Consider the following 14,733-nt stretch of genomic DNA (forward strand, 5'->3'; position numbering starts at 1 on the left):
AGACACGGCGACGCCCCGCCCGGCGGGTGCCGGACGGGGCGTCGGGGAACCCGCCGGAGGGGGTCAGGCGGGGACGATCTCCTGCAGCTGCGGCAGCAGGGCCTCCAGCGCGAACGGCACGCTGAGCACGTCGTTGTAGCTGATGGCACCGCCCTCGGCGGAGGGGTCCAGGTACAGCACCCGGCCCGCGGCGACGGCCGGGACCGCGGAGAACACCGGGTCGGCCTCCAGCTGGCTGCGGGTCTCCGCCAGGTCGAACAGCGCCGGGACGACGACGAGGTCGGCGTCGAGCAGGTCGGCCTGCTCCGCGGAGACGGTGGTGAAGAAGGAGTCGGTCTCCAGGGCCGAGACCGCGTCGGTGAGCTCGAAGCCCAGGCTGCGCAGGAACTCCACCCGGGTGTCACCGGCGACGTAGACGCCGTAGCCACCGGCGCCGGTGGTGTCGGGCACGACGACGGTGACGGTCGAGCCGGTGAACTGCGGGTTGGCCTCGGCGGCGTCGGCGAGCTGGGTGTCGACGTCGTCCAGGAGCGCCTGCGCCTCGTCCTCCAGGCCCAGGGCCTGCCCGATGGCCAGGGTGGCCTCCTCGCGGCCGACCAGGAAGGGCGCCGAGCCCTCGGGTCGGGCCAGGACCGGGACGACGCTGGAGAGCTGGTCGTACTCCTCCTGCTCCAGCCCGCTGCCCACGGCGATCACCAGGTCCGGCTCGAGGGCCAGCACCTCCTCCAGCGAGGGGGCGGCGGCGACCGGGAAGACCTGGATGTCCTCGGCGGTGGCGGCCGGCTCCTCCTGGGCCCAGGGACCCAGGGCCGGGACGGCGGCGTCGGGGAAGGTGGCGAACTCCTGGAAGGCGACCGGGGTGACGCCCAGGGCGAGCACGGTGTCGACGTCGGTGTAGCCGGTGACGACGACGCGCTGGGGCTGCTCGTCGATCGTGGTCTCGCCGAACGCGTTCGGGATGGTCACCGGGAAGGCGCCGTCCGAGGACGACCCGCTGTCGGGGGCGGCGACGTCGGAGCTGTCCGAGCTGCCACCACAGGCGGTGAGCGTCAGGGCAGCAGCCGCGGTCAGCGCGGCCAGGGTGGTGCGGCGGGACATGCGGTTCCTCACGGTCGTCGACAGGTGAGGACAGCCTCACCTGACCGGGCCATCGCGAGAAGGGCCTCCGGCCCGTCGAGACCCGATCGTGACGCGCTCAACCACCCAGCCGGTGCAGCAGCGCCGTCCGGATCGCGGGCCGGGACCCGAAGACCAGCAGGAAGAGCGCCTCCCGGGCCAGCCGCTCGACCGGGTGCCCCCGGGACACCGACCGGCTGCCCGTGGCGACGGCGAGCAGCCCGGTGGCCCGGTGCGCCAGGGCGGCGGCCGCGGCCCGGGCGTCGGGCAACCCGTCCGGGCCGGCGGCGTCCAGCTGGGCGCGCACGTCGGCCAGGTCGGCGTCCAGGCTGGGCAGCTCGGCCAGCCGGGCGCACCGCGCGGTGAGCCCCAGCGCCAGCGAGCCGTTGAGCCGCAGGCCCGCGGGGTCCCCGGCCTGCCAGCGGTCCAGCGGCACCGAACGGACCAGCCGCGACACGGGCACCGCGTGCCCGGTCAGCCGCAGTCCCACCGTGGAGCTGGCCTGCACCGCGACCAGCTGCTGGGGGACGACGTCCAGCCCGTCGCCGGCCACCGCGTCGACGAGCAGGAAGTGCACGACGTCCGCGGCGTCCCGGGCGGCGACCAGCACGACGTCCACGTGCGCCCAGCCGGTGACCCAGGGGACGCCGCCGTCGAGCACGAACACGTCGCCCTCGCGCCGGGCGGTGATCGCCGGCGGCCCCGGCCGGGTCGCGGCCAGCAGTGCGATGCCCGAGCGGACCCGGCCGGCGCACAGGTCGGCCAGGAACCCACCGCGCAGCGGCTCCGGCGCCTCGGCGATCATCCCGGGGGCGAGCAGGTGCTGCAGCCAGACGAACGTGGTGGACAGGTCCCCGCCGGCCAGCGCCTCGACGACGCCGTGCACCGTCGCGCGGTCCGCGGCCAGCCCGCCGGCGGAGACCGGGCCGGTCAGGCCGTAGAGGCCGGCGTCGGCCAGGGCGTCCAGGTGGGCCCCGGGCACCTCGCCCGCAGCGTCCACGGCGCCCGCGGCGGGGAACAGGAGGTCGTCGGCCAGGGCCCGCGCGCGGGCGACGATGTCGGACACCCGCACATGCTCCCCCGGGGTCCCGACCTGCACACTGGGCAGCGATGGACCTCCTCGCGATCGCGCCGCTCACCGACCTGACGAACTGGGTCCGCGGCCGGGGCCTGGCGGTGCTCCTGATCGTGCTGGGCTCGGTGCTGCTGGCCCGGTTCGCCACCTGGGTCGGCGGGCGGATCACCGCCCGGATCGACGCCAGCGCCGGTGGTTCCGACGCCCTGGTCCGGTCCGAGGCCGCCAAGCACCGGCACTCGCTGACCCAGGTGCTGCAGTGGGTCGCCGTCGTCGTGATCTACACCGTCGCGACCGTCACCGTGCTGTCCACGCTGGGCCTGCCGGTCACCAGCCTGGTCGCACCGGCCACCGTGCTCGGTGTCGGGCTGGGCTTCGGCGCGCAGCGGATCGTGCAGGACGTGCTGGCCGGGTTCTTCCTGATCACCGAGCGGCAGTACGGCTTCGGCGACGTCGTCTCCATCGCCGTGGTCGGTGGCGGGGACCCGGCCGAGGGCACCATCGAGGACGTCACGCTGCGGATCACCCGGATGCGGTCGGTCGACGGCGAGGTCGTCATCGTCCCGAACGGGCAGATCGTGAAGGTCGTGAACCTGTCCCGCGACTGGGCCCGCGCCGTCATCGACGTGCCGGTGCCGGCGACGACCGACGTCACCCACGTGCAGGACGTGCTGCGCGAGGTCGGCGAGCAGGCCTTCGCCGACGAGCGGCTCAAGCGCCTGCTGCTGGACACCCCCAGCGTCATGGGCGTCACCAGCCTGGGCCTGGACGAGGTCAACGTGCGGATCGTCGCGCGCACCCTGCCCGGCAAGCAGTTCGACGTCGGCCGGGACCTGCGGTCCCGGATCGCGCTGGCGTTCCGCCGCGAGGGCATCGTCGTGCAGCCGCAGCTGCCCGAGGAACCCGTCACCCGCCACGACCCGCGCGAGGTGTCGTCATGACCGACGCCTCCGGTCGGCAGCCGACCACCCCCGTCCCGCAGCTGACCACCGAGCCGGTGGCCCGGCGGGCCCGGATCTGGCCGAGGAAGGTGCCGGCCCGGATCGGCCGCGCCCGCACCTCGACCGTCGTGCTCGCCGTGCTGTTCCTGGGCCTGTTCGTGCTGTGGATCGGCGTCCGGCCGGCGAACACCGACGGGGTGCCCGCGACCCCGGCGAGCTCGACGACCGGGGTCGAGCAGCCGGCCCCGACCACCGAGCCCCCGGCGACGACGTCCGAGCCGGTGCCCACGTCGACGGCGGAGGAGACCACGACCACCCCGCGTACGACGACGTCCCGGCCGACGACCACGGCGCCGACGACGACCACCGACGAGGACGAGCCGACGTCGACGCCGACGACCACCGCGCCCGAGCGGACGACGGCGGCGCCCAGCACCACGCGCCCGGCCCCCACGACCACCGCGCCCGTACCGACGTCGCGCGCCGACCCGACCGACTGAGCGACCGCCCGGTCAGAACCGGGTGACGACCGTGACGCCCGGGCTGCGGCCGACGTCGACCAGGGCCTGACCGGCCTCGTCCAGGCCGATCTCGCGGGTGACCAGGTCCTGCGGGCGCAGTCGGCCGGCGGCGATCATCGACAGCATCGCCGGGTAGTCGTGGGCGGCCATCCCGTGGCTGCCCAGCACGGCGAGCTCCCGGGCGACCACCAGCTCCATCGGGACGACGGCCCGGCCGGCGGCGGGTGGCAGCAGCCCGACCTGCACGTGCCGGCCGCGCGGGCGCAGCGAGCGGATGCCGGCCTCGCAGGTGGCCGGGGAGCCCAGGCAGTCCAGCGCGACGTGCGCACCCCCGCCGGTCAGCTCCGCGATGCCGGCCGGGTCGGCGAGCACGTGCTCGGCGCCCATCGCCGCGGCCAGCTCGCGGGCCCCGGGCGAGCGGTCCACCGCCACCACCCGCGCACCGACGGCGACGGCGACCTGCACCGCGGACAGCCCGACGCCCCCGCAGCCCAGGACGGCGACCCACTCCCCCGGCGCGACCCGGCCCACGCCGGTGACCGCCCGGAAGGCGGTCGCGAACCGGCAGCCCAGCGCGGCGGCGGTGCTGGACGGCAGGTCCTCCGGCAGCGCCACCAGGTTGACGTCGGCGGCGTCCAGGGCGACGGCCGAGGCCATCGAGCCCCAGTGGGTGAAACCGGGCTGGGTCTGGCGCAGGCACACCTGCTGGTCGCCGTCCCGGCAGGGCGGGCACGTGCCGCAGGCGCAGACGAACGGCGTGGTGACCCGGTCCCCGACCGACCAGCTGCGCACCCGGTCACCGACCGCGACGACGGTGCCGGCCAGCTCGTGACCGGGCACGTGCGGCAGGACGACGTCGGCGTCGTGGCCGGACCAGGCGTGCCAGTCGCTGCGGCAGACCCCGGTCGCCCCGACCTCGACCACGACCCCGTCCGGGGCGGGCGTGGGGTCGGGCACCTCGCGGACCGTCAGCGGTCCGCCGAACTCCTCGAACACCAGGGCGCGCACGCACCCACCCTGCCCGACCCGTACCGGGACGGGGAGATCAGGAGGTGGCGCGGGTGGGCTGCGCCTCGGCGTGGGCCCGGGCCGCGCGGGCGCGGGCCTCGAGCGCGGCGGTCTCGGCCGCCGTCGCCTCCCGCTCGAGGGCCGCTGCGTCGACCGGGGCCTGGACCGGGGCCGAGACCGGGGCCGGGGCCGGCACCGGCGTGGCCGGGGACGACGCGCGGGCGTCGTCGTCCTTCATGCCGCCCATCTCGCCCTTGAAGATGCGCAGCGACCGGCCCAGGGAGCGGGAGGCGTCGGGCAGCTTCTTGTAGCCGAAGAGCAGGAAGACGGCCAGCACGATCAACGCGATCTCGGCGGCACCCAGGTTCATGCCCCCAGGGTGCCCGCTCCGGCTGTGGAGCAGCTGGACGTCAGGTGTCCACGAAGCGACGGAGCAGCCGGGCCAGCTCGGCGCGGTCGTCGGCCGGCAGCCGGGACAGCGCCTCCCGGGCGTCGGCGGCGCGGGCCGCGCGGACCTCGGTGAGCACTCGGGAGCCCTCCTCGGTGAGCCGGACCAGGACCGCCCGCCGGTCGGTGGGGTCCGGGACGCGCTCGACCAGGCCACGCCCGGCCAGGCCGTCGACCACCTCGGTCGCCGACCGGGGGGCGATGTGCAGCGACTCGGCCAGCCCGGACAGCCGCAGGCCCTCCGCGCGGGCGACCACCATCAGCGCCCGCACCTGGTGCGGGGAGAGGTCCCAGGGCTCCAGCGCCTCGCGCCAGCGGCCGCGCAGCGACCGGGCGGCCCGGACGATCAGCTCACCCAGGTCGTCGTCGGGGGCGGGGGCGGACACGGCGGGAATGCTAACGGACTTGCCGTTGCTACCTCACCGTGAGGTAACCTCAGCATCGTTCCACCGACAGAGAGGGGGACGTGGATGCCACGCCCCGAGGGCCGGCCCGACCCGGCAGACGAGACCCAGCTCGAGCGCTCCCCCGTGTCCCTGCGACGCGTGCTGGCGCTCTTCGCCCCCCACCGGTTCCAGGTGGGCACCGTCATGGCGCTGATCGTGCTCAGCTCGCTGATCGCCCTGTCCACCCCCTTCCTGGTCCGCACCGTCATCGACGACGCGCTCCCGCACGCCGACGTCCGGCTGCTCGCCTGGGCCGTGGCCGGCATGGTCGCCGTCGCCGCGTCCACCGCACTGCTCGGCGTCGTCCAGACCTGGCTGTCCACCACCGTCGGCCAGAAGGTCATGCACGGCCTGCGGACGTCGGTCTTCACGCACCTGCAGCGCCAGTCGCTGGGCTTCTTCACCCGCACCCGCGGCGGTGAGGTGCAGTCCCGGCTGACCAACGACATCGGCTCCATGCAGTCGGTGGTCACCTCGGCCGCCACCAGCCTGGCCTCCAACGCCACCACCGTCGTCGGCACCGTGGTCGCCATGGCCGCGCTGAGCTGGCGGCTGTCCCTGCTGTCCCTCGTCGTGCTGCCGCCGGCGATCTGGCTGACCCGCAAGGTGGCGCTGATGCGCCGCGAGGTCACCGGCGAGCGCCAGCGCCGGATGGCGGACATGCAGACCCAGGTCGAGGAGGGGCTGTCGATCTCCGGCGTCCAGCTCGGCAAGACCCTGGGCACCGGCCCGGCGCAGTCCCAGCGCTTCGCCCGCACGTCGGAGGAGCTGGTGGCCCTCGAGGTCCGCTCCCAGCTGGCCGGCCGCTGGCGGATGGCCTCGATGAGCATCGTGTTCGCCGGGATCCCGGCGCTGATCTACCTCGTCGCCGGCCTGCCCGCGACGTCGGGTGGCATGACGATCGGCACGCTGGTCGCCTTCACCGCCCTGCAGGGCACCCTGTTCCGCCCGCTGATGGGCCTGCTGGACGTCGGCGGCCAGCTGATCACCTCGATGGCGCTGTTCAGCCGGGTCTTCGAGTACCTGGACCTGCCGGTGGACATCGACGACCCGGCCGAGCCCGTCGCCCTGCCGCACGTGCGCGGCGAGGTCCGCCTCGAGCACGTCGGGTTCTCCTACGACGGCGCCCGCGCCGCCCTCACCGACGTCGACCTGGTCGTCCCGGCCGGCAGCACGCTGGCCCTGGTCGGCGAGACCGGCTCGGGCAAGTCGACGCTGGCCTCGCTGGTGTCCCGGCTCAACGACGTCACCACCGGCCGGGTGACCATCGACGGCGTCGACGTCCGCGACCTGTCGCTGGCCGAGCTGGCCCGGGTGGTCGGCGTGGTCAGCCAGGAGACCTACCTGCTGCACACCACGATCCGGGAGAACCTGCGCTACGCGAAGCCCGACGCCACCGACGCCGACATCGAGCAGGCCGCCCGGCGCGCCCAGGTGCACCAGGTCATCGCCGCGCTGCCCGACGGCTACGACACCATGGTCGGCGCCCGCGGCCACCGGTTCTCCGGCGGGGAGAAGCAGCGGCTGGCCATCGCCCGCACACTGCTGCGCGACCCGCGGGTGCTGGTGCTCGACGAGGCCACCAGCGCGCTGGACAACGAGACCGAGCGCGCCGTGCAGGCCGCCCTCGACGAGGTCGCCCGCGGCCGGACGACGATCACCATCGCCCACCGGCTGTCCACCGTCCGGGACGCCGACACCATCGCGGTGCTCGACGCCGGGCGGGTGGTCGAGCAGGGCAGCCACGACGAACTGGTCGCCCGCGGCGGCCGGTACGCGCTGCTGGCCGGGGGCACGGCGGCCGTCCCCGCCTGACCCAGGGTGACGCGGGCCGCCGGGTCGTCCTACGATCGTCACGGCTCACGAGAGGCAGCGACAAGCACCTGGCTGGCTGCCCGGCAACCGCTACTCCGTCTGCGGTGCTCCAGGGGAAGAGCCGGTGTGGACGGCGCCCGCCGTCCGCGCAAGCGACGGAGTGCCCGTACGCCCGGGCCCTCCCGATCACCAGGAGGACGTGGCGCATGACCGACCCCAGCGGCTGGAGCTTCGAGACCCGGCAGATCCACGCCGGAGCGAGCCCCGACCCCACCACCGGCGCCCGCGCGCTGCCCATCTACGCGACGACCAGCTACCAGTTCCGCGACAGCCAGCACGCCGCGGACCTGTTCGCCCTCGCCGAGATGGGCAACATCTACACCCGCATCATGAACCCGACGCAGGACGCGCTGGAGCAGCGCGTCGCGTCGCTGGAGGGCGGTGTCGCCGCCCTCGCCGTCTCCTCCGGGCAGGCCGCGGAGACCCTGGCGATCCTCAACCTGGCCGAGGCCGGGGACCACGTCGTGGCCTCGGCGTCGCTGTACGGCGGCACGTACAACCTGCTGCACCACTCGCTGCCCAAGCTGGGCGTGACGGTGTCCTTCGTCGAGGACCCCGACGACCCGCAGGCCTGGCAGGCCCTCGTGCAGGACAACACCCGCGCCTTCTACGCCGAGACGATCGGCAACCCCAAGGGCGACGTCCTGGACATCTCCGCGGTCAGCGAGGTCGCGCACCGCAACGGCGTGCCGCTGATCGTGGACAACACGATCGCCACCCCGTACCTGATCCGGCCCATCGAGTCCGGTGCCGACGTCGTCGTCCACTCGGCGACGAAGTACCTGGGCGGGCACGGCACCGCCGTGGCCGGCGTGATCGTCGACAGCGGCAACTTCGACTGGACCGGGGGCAGGCACCCCATGTTCACCACCCCGGACCCGACGTACAACGGCGTGGTCTACGCCGACCTCGGCGCCCCGGCGTTCGCGCTCAAGGCCCGGGTGCAGCTGCTGCGCGACCTCGGCCCGGCCATCTCGCCGTTCAACGCCTTCCTGGTGGTGCAGGGCATCGAGACCCTGTCGCTGCGCCTGGACCGGCACGTGGCCAACGCCCAGCGGGTCGCGGAGTGGCTCGAGGCCCGGGACGAGGTGGAGTCCGTGCACTACGCCGGGCTGCCGTCCTCCCCCTGGCACGCGGCCGGCAAGAAGTACGCCCCCAAGGGGACCGGCGCCGTGCTGGCGTTCGAGATCGTCGGGGGCGTCGCCGCCGGCAAGGCGTTCGTCGAGGCCCTGGAGCTGCACAGCCACGTCGCCAACATCGGCGACGTGCGCAGCCTGGTCATCCACCCGGCGTCCACCACGCACTCCCAGCTGACCCCCGAGGAGCAGCTGACCGCCGGCGTCACCCCGGGCCTGGTGCGCCTGGCCGTGGGCCTGGAGGGGATCGAGGACATCCTCGCCGACCTCGACGCCGGGTTCCGCGCGGCGAAGAGCGCCTGAGCCGGTGACGGGGGTCCGGGAGACCGCTGCCCGGGCCCCCCACCGCTCCGGCGGCTGGGTCGAGGGGGACCCGGTCGGCGACCGGCGCTTCGTCGACCTCGGGCCGCTGGACCTCGAACGCGGGGGTCAGCTGCCCGAGGTCCGGGTCGCCTACGAGACCTGGGGGACGCTCGCGCCCGACGGCGCCAACGCCGTGCTGGTCGAGCACGCGCTCACCGGCGACAGCCACGTCGTCGGGACGACCGGCCCCGGCCAGCCGACCCCCGGCTGGTGGGACGGCCTGATCGGGGACGGCGCACCGCTCGACGGGCGGTTCGTGGTCTGCGCCAACGTGCTCGGTGGCTGCCAGGGCACGACCGGGCCGTCGTCCCCGGCTCCGGACGGGCGCCCGTGGGGCTCCCGGTTCCCGGAGCTGACGATCCGCGACCAGGTCGCGGTCGAGGCCCGGCTGGCCGACGCGCTGGGCGTGGGCACCTGGTCGGCGGTGATCGGCGGCTCGATGGGCGGCATGCGCGCCCTGGAGTGGGCGGTCGCGCACCCGCAGCGGGTGGAGCGGCTGTTCTTCCTGGCCTCCGGGGCAGTGGCCACCGCCGACCAGATCGGCACCCAGACGACCCAGCAGGCCGCCGTCACCACCGACGTGCGGTGGGCCGGCGGCGACTACGCCGCGGGAGAGGGCCCGGTCGCGGGCCTGGGCACTGCCCGGCGCATCGCGCACCTGACCTACCGCAGCGCCGAGGAGCTGGAGACCCGGTTCGCCAACACGGTGCAGCCCGACGGCCGGTTCGCGGTGGCCAGCTACCTGGACCACCACGCCGACAAGCTGGCCCGCCGCTTCGACGCCGGCAGCTACGTGGTGCTCACCCAGGCCATGAACACCTGGGACGTCGGCCGGGGCCGCGGGGGCGTGGAGGCGGCACTGTCCCGGGTGACGGCGCGGGCCGTCGTGGCCGGCATCGACTCCGACCGGCTGTACCGGGTCCAGGAGCAACAGCGGGTCGCCGACGCGCTCGGCGTGCCGCTGCGGGTGGTGACCTCGCCGTACGGGCACGACGGCTTCCTGGTCGAGGTCGACGCCGTCGGCGCGCTGGTCCGCGAGCTCTTCGCCGACTGAGGCCACGTCGACTGAGGCCACGCACGGACGTGGACCAGCCCCGAGGGGGACTGGTCCACGGCCGTGCAGCGGATCAGGCCAGGACGACCGACAGCCCGCCCGAGCCGTAGCCGGCGACGGCCACCTCGAGGTCGATCCGGTTGGTGGAGGCGGTCAGCCCGGCGATGTCCCCGGGCAGCGGCTGCCCCGGGGGCACCAGGGTGTCCAGCTTGGAGTGGGTGACCCCACCGGCGTTGAGCAGCGCGGCGGCCACGTTGACCACCTCGTGCAGCACCTCGACGTGCATGTCGGACAGCTCGCCCTCGTCGACGGCGTCCTCGAGGCCGCCCTTGGGCAGCAGCGCGAGGGCACCGGCGCACCAGGCGGCCAGCGGCAGGTCGACCAGGCAGATCGCGGTCACCCGCGAGGTCGGGTCCACGTAGACGGCGACCGCGGCGGGACGCGACGGCGTGGGGGTGACCGGCGCGCCGGGGCCCACGGTGACGTCGCGGCCCAGCAGGCCCTCGAGCAGGTCGCGGACGTCCTTGGGCGTGGGCAGCGAGGTCGCGGCGACGGCGGAGGTCACGCGAGCACCCCGTCCAGCTGGTCGCGGAAGGTGTCGGCGGTGAACGGCTTGGCGATGAGGAACAGCGCCCCGGCCTCGGAGGCGGTCTCGCGCATCTCCGGCGAGCCCTCCGAGGTGACGAACCCGAACGGGACGGCGGAGCCCTGCGCCCGCAGCGCCCGCAGGCACTCGATGCCGGTCATCTCGGGCATGTTCCAGTCCGACAGGACCAGGTCCGGGGACTCCTCGGCGACCTTCTCCAGGGCGTCCTTGCCGTCGACGGCCTCGACGACGTCGACGTCGTCGTAACCGGCCTGACGCAGGGTGCGGATGACGATCTGCCGCATGACACGGCTGTCGTCGGCGACCAGGATCTTCACAGCGGGACCTCCGTGGTGGTGAGCTCAGGGGCCTCCGTGGCGCCCTGGACGGTGATGGCGATCGGGTGGCCGCGCCAGCTGACGGCGACCGTGGAACTGCCCGGGCGGGCGGGCGGCGGCGTGCCCGTCTCCGGCAGACCGAGCACCGAGGGGCCCGGCAGCAGGGACTTCACGTTGCCGCCGAGGATGTTGGCCAGCTCGCGGAGCACGTCGTCGACGTCCTCGGCCTCGGGCTCCTCGTCGGGGCGCAGTTGGAGCACGGCGCGGGTCAGGTCGTCGGTGGCCGACGGGCTGCAGGTCAGCACGACGGCGCCGTTCCAGGGCCCGGTCACGGTGACCCAGGCGCTGGTGCCGGCCGGGGCGGACCCGCCGTCGGGGACGAGCACCTCGTCGGCGCCGACCATGGCGCTCCAGACCTCCCCGGCGACGTCGGTGACGGTCTCGACGGTGATCAGCTCGGCGATGGTGGCGGTCATGCCGACACCTCGCTGGCGGTCGGGAGCAGGCCCAGCAGGGACAGCTTGTCGGCGAACGCGTCGGGGGTGAAGGGCTTGATGACGTACTCGTGCGCACCGGCGGCCAGCGCCCGGACGATCTGCCCGTGCTCGCTCTCGGTGGTCACCATCATCAGCGTCACCGAGCGCCAGGACGGGTTGGCCCGGACGGCGGAGACGAACTGCAGCCCGTCCATGACCGGCATGTTCCAGTCGATGCAGGCCAGGTCGGGGACCCAGCCCTCCTCGAGCACGTCCAGGGCCTCGCGGCCGTGGCCGGCGGGTCGGGTCTCGTAGCCGAGCCCCTCCAGGATGGAGCTGACGATCCGGCGCATCGCGCGGGAGTCGTCGATCACGAGCGCTCGCATGTCACTTCCCTCTCATGGGTCGGTAGGCGGAGCCGCGGCCGCAGGGGACCCGCTCCCAGGTGTCGTCGACACCCAGCGTCGTCTCGGCCGCGCCGAGGAACAGCCAACCGTCCGGGCGCATCAGCTGACGCACCTTCTGGAGGACCGTGCGCTTCGTCGGCGGGTCGAAGTAGATGAGGACGTTGCGCAGGTAGACGACGTCGAAGGGGCCGAGCCGGGGCAGGGGCGCGGCGAGGTTGAGCTCACTGGCGGTCACCATCTGGCGCAGGGCGGGGGCGACCTCCCACTCGGCTCCACTGCGGGTGAAGTGCCGGACCAGCATCGAGGCCGGCAGCCCGCGGTTGACCTCCAGCTGGCTGAACCGGCCGGCGCGGGTGCGCGCAACCATGTCCCGGGAGAGGTCGGTGGCGGTGATCTTGACCCGCGAGGTGGCGTTGGGCAGCGAGTCGGCCAGCAGCATGGCGACCGTGTAGGCCTCCTGGCCGCTGGAGCAGGCCGCGGACCAGATCCGCAGCTCCTCGCCGGGCCGGCGGGCGGCCTGCAGCGCGGGGACGACGGTGCTGGTCAGCGCGGTGAACGGGTCGCCGTCGCGGAACCAGGACGTCTCGTTGGTGGTGAGCGCCTCGACGATCTTGCGGTTGACCGCCGGGTCGGGGCGGCTGCGCACCCGGTCGACGAACTCGGCGACGCCGGAGAGCCCGAGCTGGCGGGCCAGCGGCAGCAGCCGGGCCTCGACGAGGTACTCCTTGCCGGGGGCGAGCACGATGGCCGACTCGCGGCGGACGAGCTGGCAGACCCAGTCGAACCCGGCGGGGCCCAGGGCGGTGGCGGCGGTCACGGACGGACTCCTGAGAGGACGGCGCGGCGCGAGCCGACGGAACGGAGCACGGTCTCGGCGACGCGGTCCAGCGGGACCACCTCGTCGGCGTGACCGGCCTGGACGACGGACCCGGGCATGCCCCACACGACGGAGCTGGCCTGGTCCTGGGCGATGACGGTGCCGCCGGCGGCCCGGACGGCGCCGGTGCCCAGCCTGCCGTCCGAGCCCATGCCGGTGAGGACCACCGACAGGACGGCGCCGTCGTAGGCCGCGACGGCGGAGCGGAAGAGGACGTCGACGGCGGGCCGGCAGAAGTTCTCGGCCGGCCCCTGGTTGAGCTGGGTGCGGCGCAGCCCACCGCTGGCGACGACGGTGAGGTGGAAGTCGCCGGGCGCGATGTGCACGGTGCCCGGGCGCAGCTGGGTGCCGGCCACGGCCTCCACGACCTCGAGGGACGACAGCCGGTCCAGCCGGCCGGCGAACTGCTTGGTGAACACCGGCGGCATGTGCTGGACGACCAGGACGGGCAGCGGGAAGTCCGCGGGCAGCTTGGGGATCACCCGGGTGAGGGCGTCCGGGCCGCCGGTGGAGGACCCGATGACCAGCACCGCGGGGTCCCGGCGGACGCCGGTGCGCGGGGCGGGCGGGCGGGGCGCGGCCGCCACGACGGGGGCCAGGTGGGCCGGCAGGCCCAGCGGGCGCCCGGTGAGCAGCTTGATCCGCGGGATGAGCTGCTCGCGCACGCTCTCCTTGGACTCCCCGACGCTGCCCACGTTCGCGGGCTTGGTGACGTAGTCGCTGGCACCGGCGGCCAGCGCCTCCAGGGTCGCGCTGGCACCCCGCTCGGTCAGCGTGGAGAACATGACGATGGGGACACGGCTGCCCGACGCCCGGATGGCGCGCACCGCCTCGATGCCGTTCATCTCGGGCATCTCGATGTCCATGGTGACCAGGTCCGGACGCAGCTGCTCCAGCTTGGTCAGCGCGGCCCGGCCGTTCACGGCGGTCCCGACGACCTCGATCGACGGGTCCTCGGACAGCACGTCGGTGACGATCTTGCGGACGACGACCGAGTCGTCGACCACGAGCACCCTGATCGGGGCCACGGCGTCCTCTGCTCTCTACGGTGGGGGCCCAGCCGGGCTCCCGTGATGGTCTTTCGGCACGTCAGTGGCCGGTGTTGAGCCGGCGGCCTCACCCCTGCGGGTGGTCCCTGGGACCAGGCACGTCCGGCGGGGCAGGCGGCAGGCCGGGGCGCGGACCGCCGGTGACCAGCGCCCAGGGGGCGCTCAGCTGGTCCAGCGAGGTGCCGTCGAGCAGGTCGCTCATCGCCACGCCCTGCACCACCCCGGCGACGGCGTTCCACACCCCGCGGGCGCCGTCGCCGGGGGTGAACCCGCCGTCGACGAACGCGCGGGCGGCGAGCAGCTGGCCGGCGGCCAGGGCACGGGTGCGACCGGAGACGTGTGCGGCCCAGGAGGCTCCGTGCATGGCCGTGGCCCAGGAGCGACGGCCCTCGCGGACCTCGTCCACGGCGTCGCGCCAGCGTTCGCGGTCGGGTCCGGTGGCCCCGCGGAGCCGTTCCAGGAGGTCGTGCAGGGCGTCCGCGGCGGGCCCCAGGTGCGGTTCCGGCGCCGGGCCGACCCGGTCCAGGGCGTCGGTGAGCGCCCGGCGGTCCCGGGCGGGCAGGACCGCTGCGGCCCACCCGGCGACGGCGGCGTCGGACAGCACGTCGGCGGCGAGCTCGCGGACGTCGGGGGACACGTCGGGCACCGCGGAGGACTCGGGCCCCAGGACGTCGTCGCGCAGCAGCCGCTCCACGGAGGCGGCGTCGCCCACGGTGCCCTGCTCGAGCAGGTCGACGAGGGCCGCGGCCCGGGTCTGCGGGTCCAGCCCGGTCGTGGAGGCCCGCAGCGAGGGCACCCCGGACTGGGCGAGCTCGCGGACCCGGCGGGAGCGGACCACCCAGCGGGCCCGCTGGGAGGGGGTGCCGCTGGCGACCGGGTGGGCGGCGGCGAGCCGGCGCAGGTGCCCGGCGTCGGCGCCGAGCCCGGTCAGCAGGACCCCGGCGACGTCCCGGCCGGCGGGCAACCGCACCAGGTCGAAGCCGAGGGTCGCGGCACTGACCAGCGAGTAGGGCACGGC

The 14,733-nt window shown here is 74.9% G+C and carries 17 protein-coding genes and 1 riboswitch; of the genes, 5 read left to right on the top strand and 12 right to left on the bottom strand.

The features are described 5' to 3' along the window. Nucleotides 1–63: 63 nt before the first annotated feature. Nucleotides 64–1,098 (bottom strand): iron-siderophore ABC transporter substrate-binding protein, encoded by a 1,035-nt coding sequence (locus ASG41_RS12795; protein ID WP_056295267.1) that lies wholly within the window; start codon nucleotides 1,096–1,098, stop codon nucleotides 64–66. 97 nt (nucleotides 1,099–1,195) lie between these two features. Next, nucleotides 1,196–2,182, bottom strand: a complete 987-nt coding sequence (locus ASG41_RS12800; RefSeq protein WP_200938858.1) for an acyl-CoA dehydrogenase family protein — start codon at nucleotides 2,180–2,182, stop codon at nucleotides 1,196–1,198. 44 nt (nucleotides 2,183–2,226) lie between these two features. Here ASG41_RS12800 and ASG41_RS12805 point away from each other — a divergent pair, with 44 nt between their 5' ends. Further along, on the top strand, nucleotides 2,227–3,132 hold the full coding sequence (locus ASG41_RS12805; RefSeq protein WP_056295273.1) for a mechanosensitive ion channel family protein: 906 nt from the start codon (nucleotides 2,227–2,229) through the stop codon (nucleotides 3,130–3,132). Then, nucleotides 3,129–3,632 carry a hypothetical protein gene (locus ASG41_RS12810; protein ID WP_056295275.1) on the top strand — a complete coding sequence of 168 codons (504 nt, stop codon included), beginning with the start codon at nucleotides 3,129–3,131 and terminating at the stop codon, nucleotides 3,630–3,632. The genes ASG41_RS12805 and ASG41_RS12810 overlap by 4 nt, the downstream gene beginning before the upstream one ends. Before the next feature lie 12 nt (nucleotides 3,633–3,644). Here the strand turns inward: ASG41_RS12810 and ASG41_RS12815 are convergent, their stop codons facing one another. Genes ASG41_RS12815 through ASG41_RS12825 form a run of 3 tightly spaced genes read right to left on the bottom strand, consistent with a single transcriptional unit; the run spans nucleotide 3,645 to nucleotide 5,494 of the window. Further along, on the bottom strand, nucleotides 3,645–4,661 hold the full coding sequence (locus tag ASG41_RS12815; protein ID WP_056295277.1) for an alcohol dehydrogenase catalytic domain-containing protein: 1,017 nt from the start codon (nucleotides 4,659–4,661) through the stop codon (nucleotides 3,645–3,647). Nucleotides 4,662–4,698: 37 nt separating this feature from the next. Next, complete coding sequence (tatA, locus tag ASG41_RS12820; RefSeq protein ID WP_056295279.1) at nucleotides 4,699–5,031, bottom strand: Sec-independent protein translocase subunit TatA; 333 nt, start codon at nucleotides 5,029–5,031, stop codon at nucleotides 4,699–4,701. A gap of 40 nt (nucleotides 5,032–5,071) precedes the next feature. Next, entirely contained in the window at nucleotides 5,072–5,494 is a 423-nt protein-coding gene (locus ASG41_RS12825; RefSeq protein ID WP_056295281.1) for a MarR family winged helix-turn-helix transcriptional regulator, read from the bottom strand. Nucleotides 5,495–5,578: 84 nt separating this feature from the next. Here ASG41_RS12825 and ASG41_RS12830 point away from each other — a divergent pair, with 84 nt between their 5' ends. From ASG41_RS12830 to ASG41_RS12840, 3 genes are all read left to right on the top strand, one after another. After that, a complete protein-coding gene (locus ASG41_RS12830; protein ID WP_056295285.1) occupies nucleotides 5,579–7,369 on the top strand; it encodes an ABC transporter ATP-binding protein in 1,791 nt (596 codons plus the stop codon). A 43-nt stretch (nucleotides 7,370–7,412) separates the two neighbouring features. Then, nucleotides 7,413–7,530: riboswitch (SAM riboswitch) on the top strand. Nucleotides 7,531–7,575: 45 nt separating this feature from the next. Continuing rightward, nucleotides 7,576–8,868 carry a bifunctional o-acetylhomoserine/o-acetylserine sulfhydrylase gene (locus ASG41_RS12835; RefSeq protein ID WP_056295287.1) on the top strand — a complete coding sequence of 431 codons (1,293 nt, stop codon included), beginning with the start codon at nucleotides 7,576–7,578 and terminating at the stop codon, nucleotides 8,866–8,868. A gap of 4 nt (nucleotides 8,869–8,872) precedes the next feature. Then, the gene (locus tag ASG41_RS12840; RefSeq protein WP_056295290.1) at nucleotides 8,873–9,982 is read left to right on the top strand and encodes a homoserine O-acetyltransferase; all 1,110 of its coding nucleotides are present in this window, start codon (nucleotides 8,873–8,875) and stop codon (nucleotides 9,980–9,982) included. Nucleotides 9,983–10,055: 73 nt separating this feature from the next. On the opposite strand, the gene ASG41_RS12845 is transcribed toward ASG41_RS12840, so the two are convergent. The 7 genes from ASG41_RS12845 to ASG41_RS12875 form a co-directional block, all read right to left on the bottom strand. Continuing rightward, nucleotides 10,056–10,547, bottom strand: coding sequence for a hypothetical protein (locus tag ASG41_RS12845; protein ID WP_056295295.1), 492 nt, complete (start codon nucleotides 10,545–10,547; stop codon nucleotides 10,056–10,058). Next, on the bottom strand, nucleotides 10,544–10,906 hold the full coding sequence (locus ASG41_RS12850; RefSeq protein ID WP_056295298.1) for a response regulator: 363 nt from the start codon (nucleotides 10,904–10,906) through the stop codon (nucleotides 10,544–10,546). The genes ASG41_RS12845 and ASG41_RS12850 overlap by 4 nt, the downstream gene beginning before the upstream one ends. After that, entirely contained in the window at nucleotides 10,903–11,382 is a 480-nt protein-coding gene (locus tag ASG41_RS12855; RefSeq protein ID WP_056295300.1) for a chemotaxis protein CheX, read from the bottom strand. The genes ASG41_RS12850 and ASG41_RS12855 overlap by 4 nt, the downstream gene beginning before the upstream one ends. Further along, nucleotides 11,379–11,768: a response regulator gene (locus tag ASG41_RS12860; protein WP_056295303.1), complete on the bottom strand. Its 390-nt coding sequence runs from the start codon at nucleotides 11,766–11,768 to the stop codon at nucleotides 11,379–11,381. Before ASG41_RS12860 ends, ASG41_RS12855 begins: the two co-directional genes overlap by 4 nt. 1 nt (nucleotide 11,769) lies before the next feature. After that, complete coding sequence (locus ASG41_RS12865) at nucleotides 11,770–12,606, bottom strand: protein-glutamate O-methyltransferase CheR (protein WP_235564772.1); 837 nt, start codon at nucleotides 12,604–12,606, stop codon at nucleotides 11,770–11,772. Further along, entirely contained in the window at nucleotides 12,603–13,694 is a 1,092-nt protein-coding gene (locus ASG41_RS12870) for a chemotaxis response regulator protein-glutamate methylesterase (protein ID WP_056295305.1), read from the bottom strand. Before ASG41_RS12870 ends, ASG41_RS12865 begins: the two co-directional genes overlap by 4 nt. Nucleotides 13,695–13,782: 88 nt before the next feature. Further along, the gene (locus ASG41_RS12875) at nucleotides 13,783–14,730 is read right to left on the bottom strand and encodes a hypothetical protein (RefSeq protein WP_200938859.1); all 948 of its coding nucleotides are present in this window, start codon (nucleotides 14,728–14,730) and stop codon (nucleotides 13,783–13,785) included. Between the last annotated feature and the right edge of the window lie 3 nt (nucleotides 14,731–14,733).

Source organism: Modestobacter sp. Leaf380, from assembly GCF_001424485.1.
In the GTDB taxonomy this organism is placed as follows: Bacteria; Actinomycetota; Actinomycetes; order Mycobacteriales; family Geodermatophilaceae; genus Klenkia.

Bases quoted from the DNA above. Each gene is read 5' to 3' on its own strand.
- ASG41_RS12795 (WP_056295267.1), bottom strand. From the start codon at position 1,098: ATGTCCCGCCGCACCACCCTGGCCGCGCTGACCGCGGCTGCTGCCCTG.
- ASG41_RS12805 (WP_056295273.1), top strand. From the start codon at position 2,227: ATGGACCTCCTCGCGATCGCGCCGCTCACCGACCTGACGAACTGGGTC.
- ASG41_RS12810 (WP_056295275.1), top strand. From the start codon at position 3,129: ATGACCGACGCCTCCGGTCGGCAGCCGACCACCCCCGTCCCGCAGCTG.
- tatA (WP_056295279.1), bottom strand. From the start codon at position 5,031: ATGAACCTGGGTGCCGCCGAGATCGCGTTGATCGTGCTGGCCGTCTTC.
- ASG41_RS12830 (WP_056295285.1), top strand. From the start codon at position 5,579: ATGCCACGCCCCGAGGGCCGGCCCGACCCGGCAGACGAGACCCAGCTC.
- ASG41_RS12835 (WP_056295287.1), top strand. From the start codon at position 7,576: ATGACCGACCCCAGCGGCTGGAGCTTCGAGACCCGGCAGATCCACGCC.
- ASG41_RS12855 (WP_056295300.1), bottom strand. From the start codon at position 11,382: ATGACCGCCACCATCGCCGAGCTGATCACCGTCGAGACCGTCACCGAC.
- ASG41_RS12860 (WP_056295303.1), bottom strand. From the start codon at position 11,768: ATGCGAGCGCTCGTGATCGACGACTCCCGCGCGATGCGCCGGATCGTC.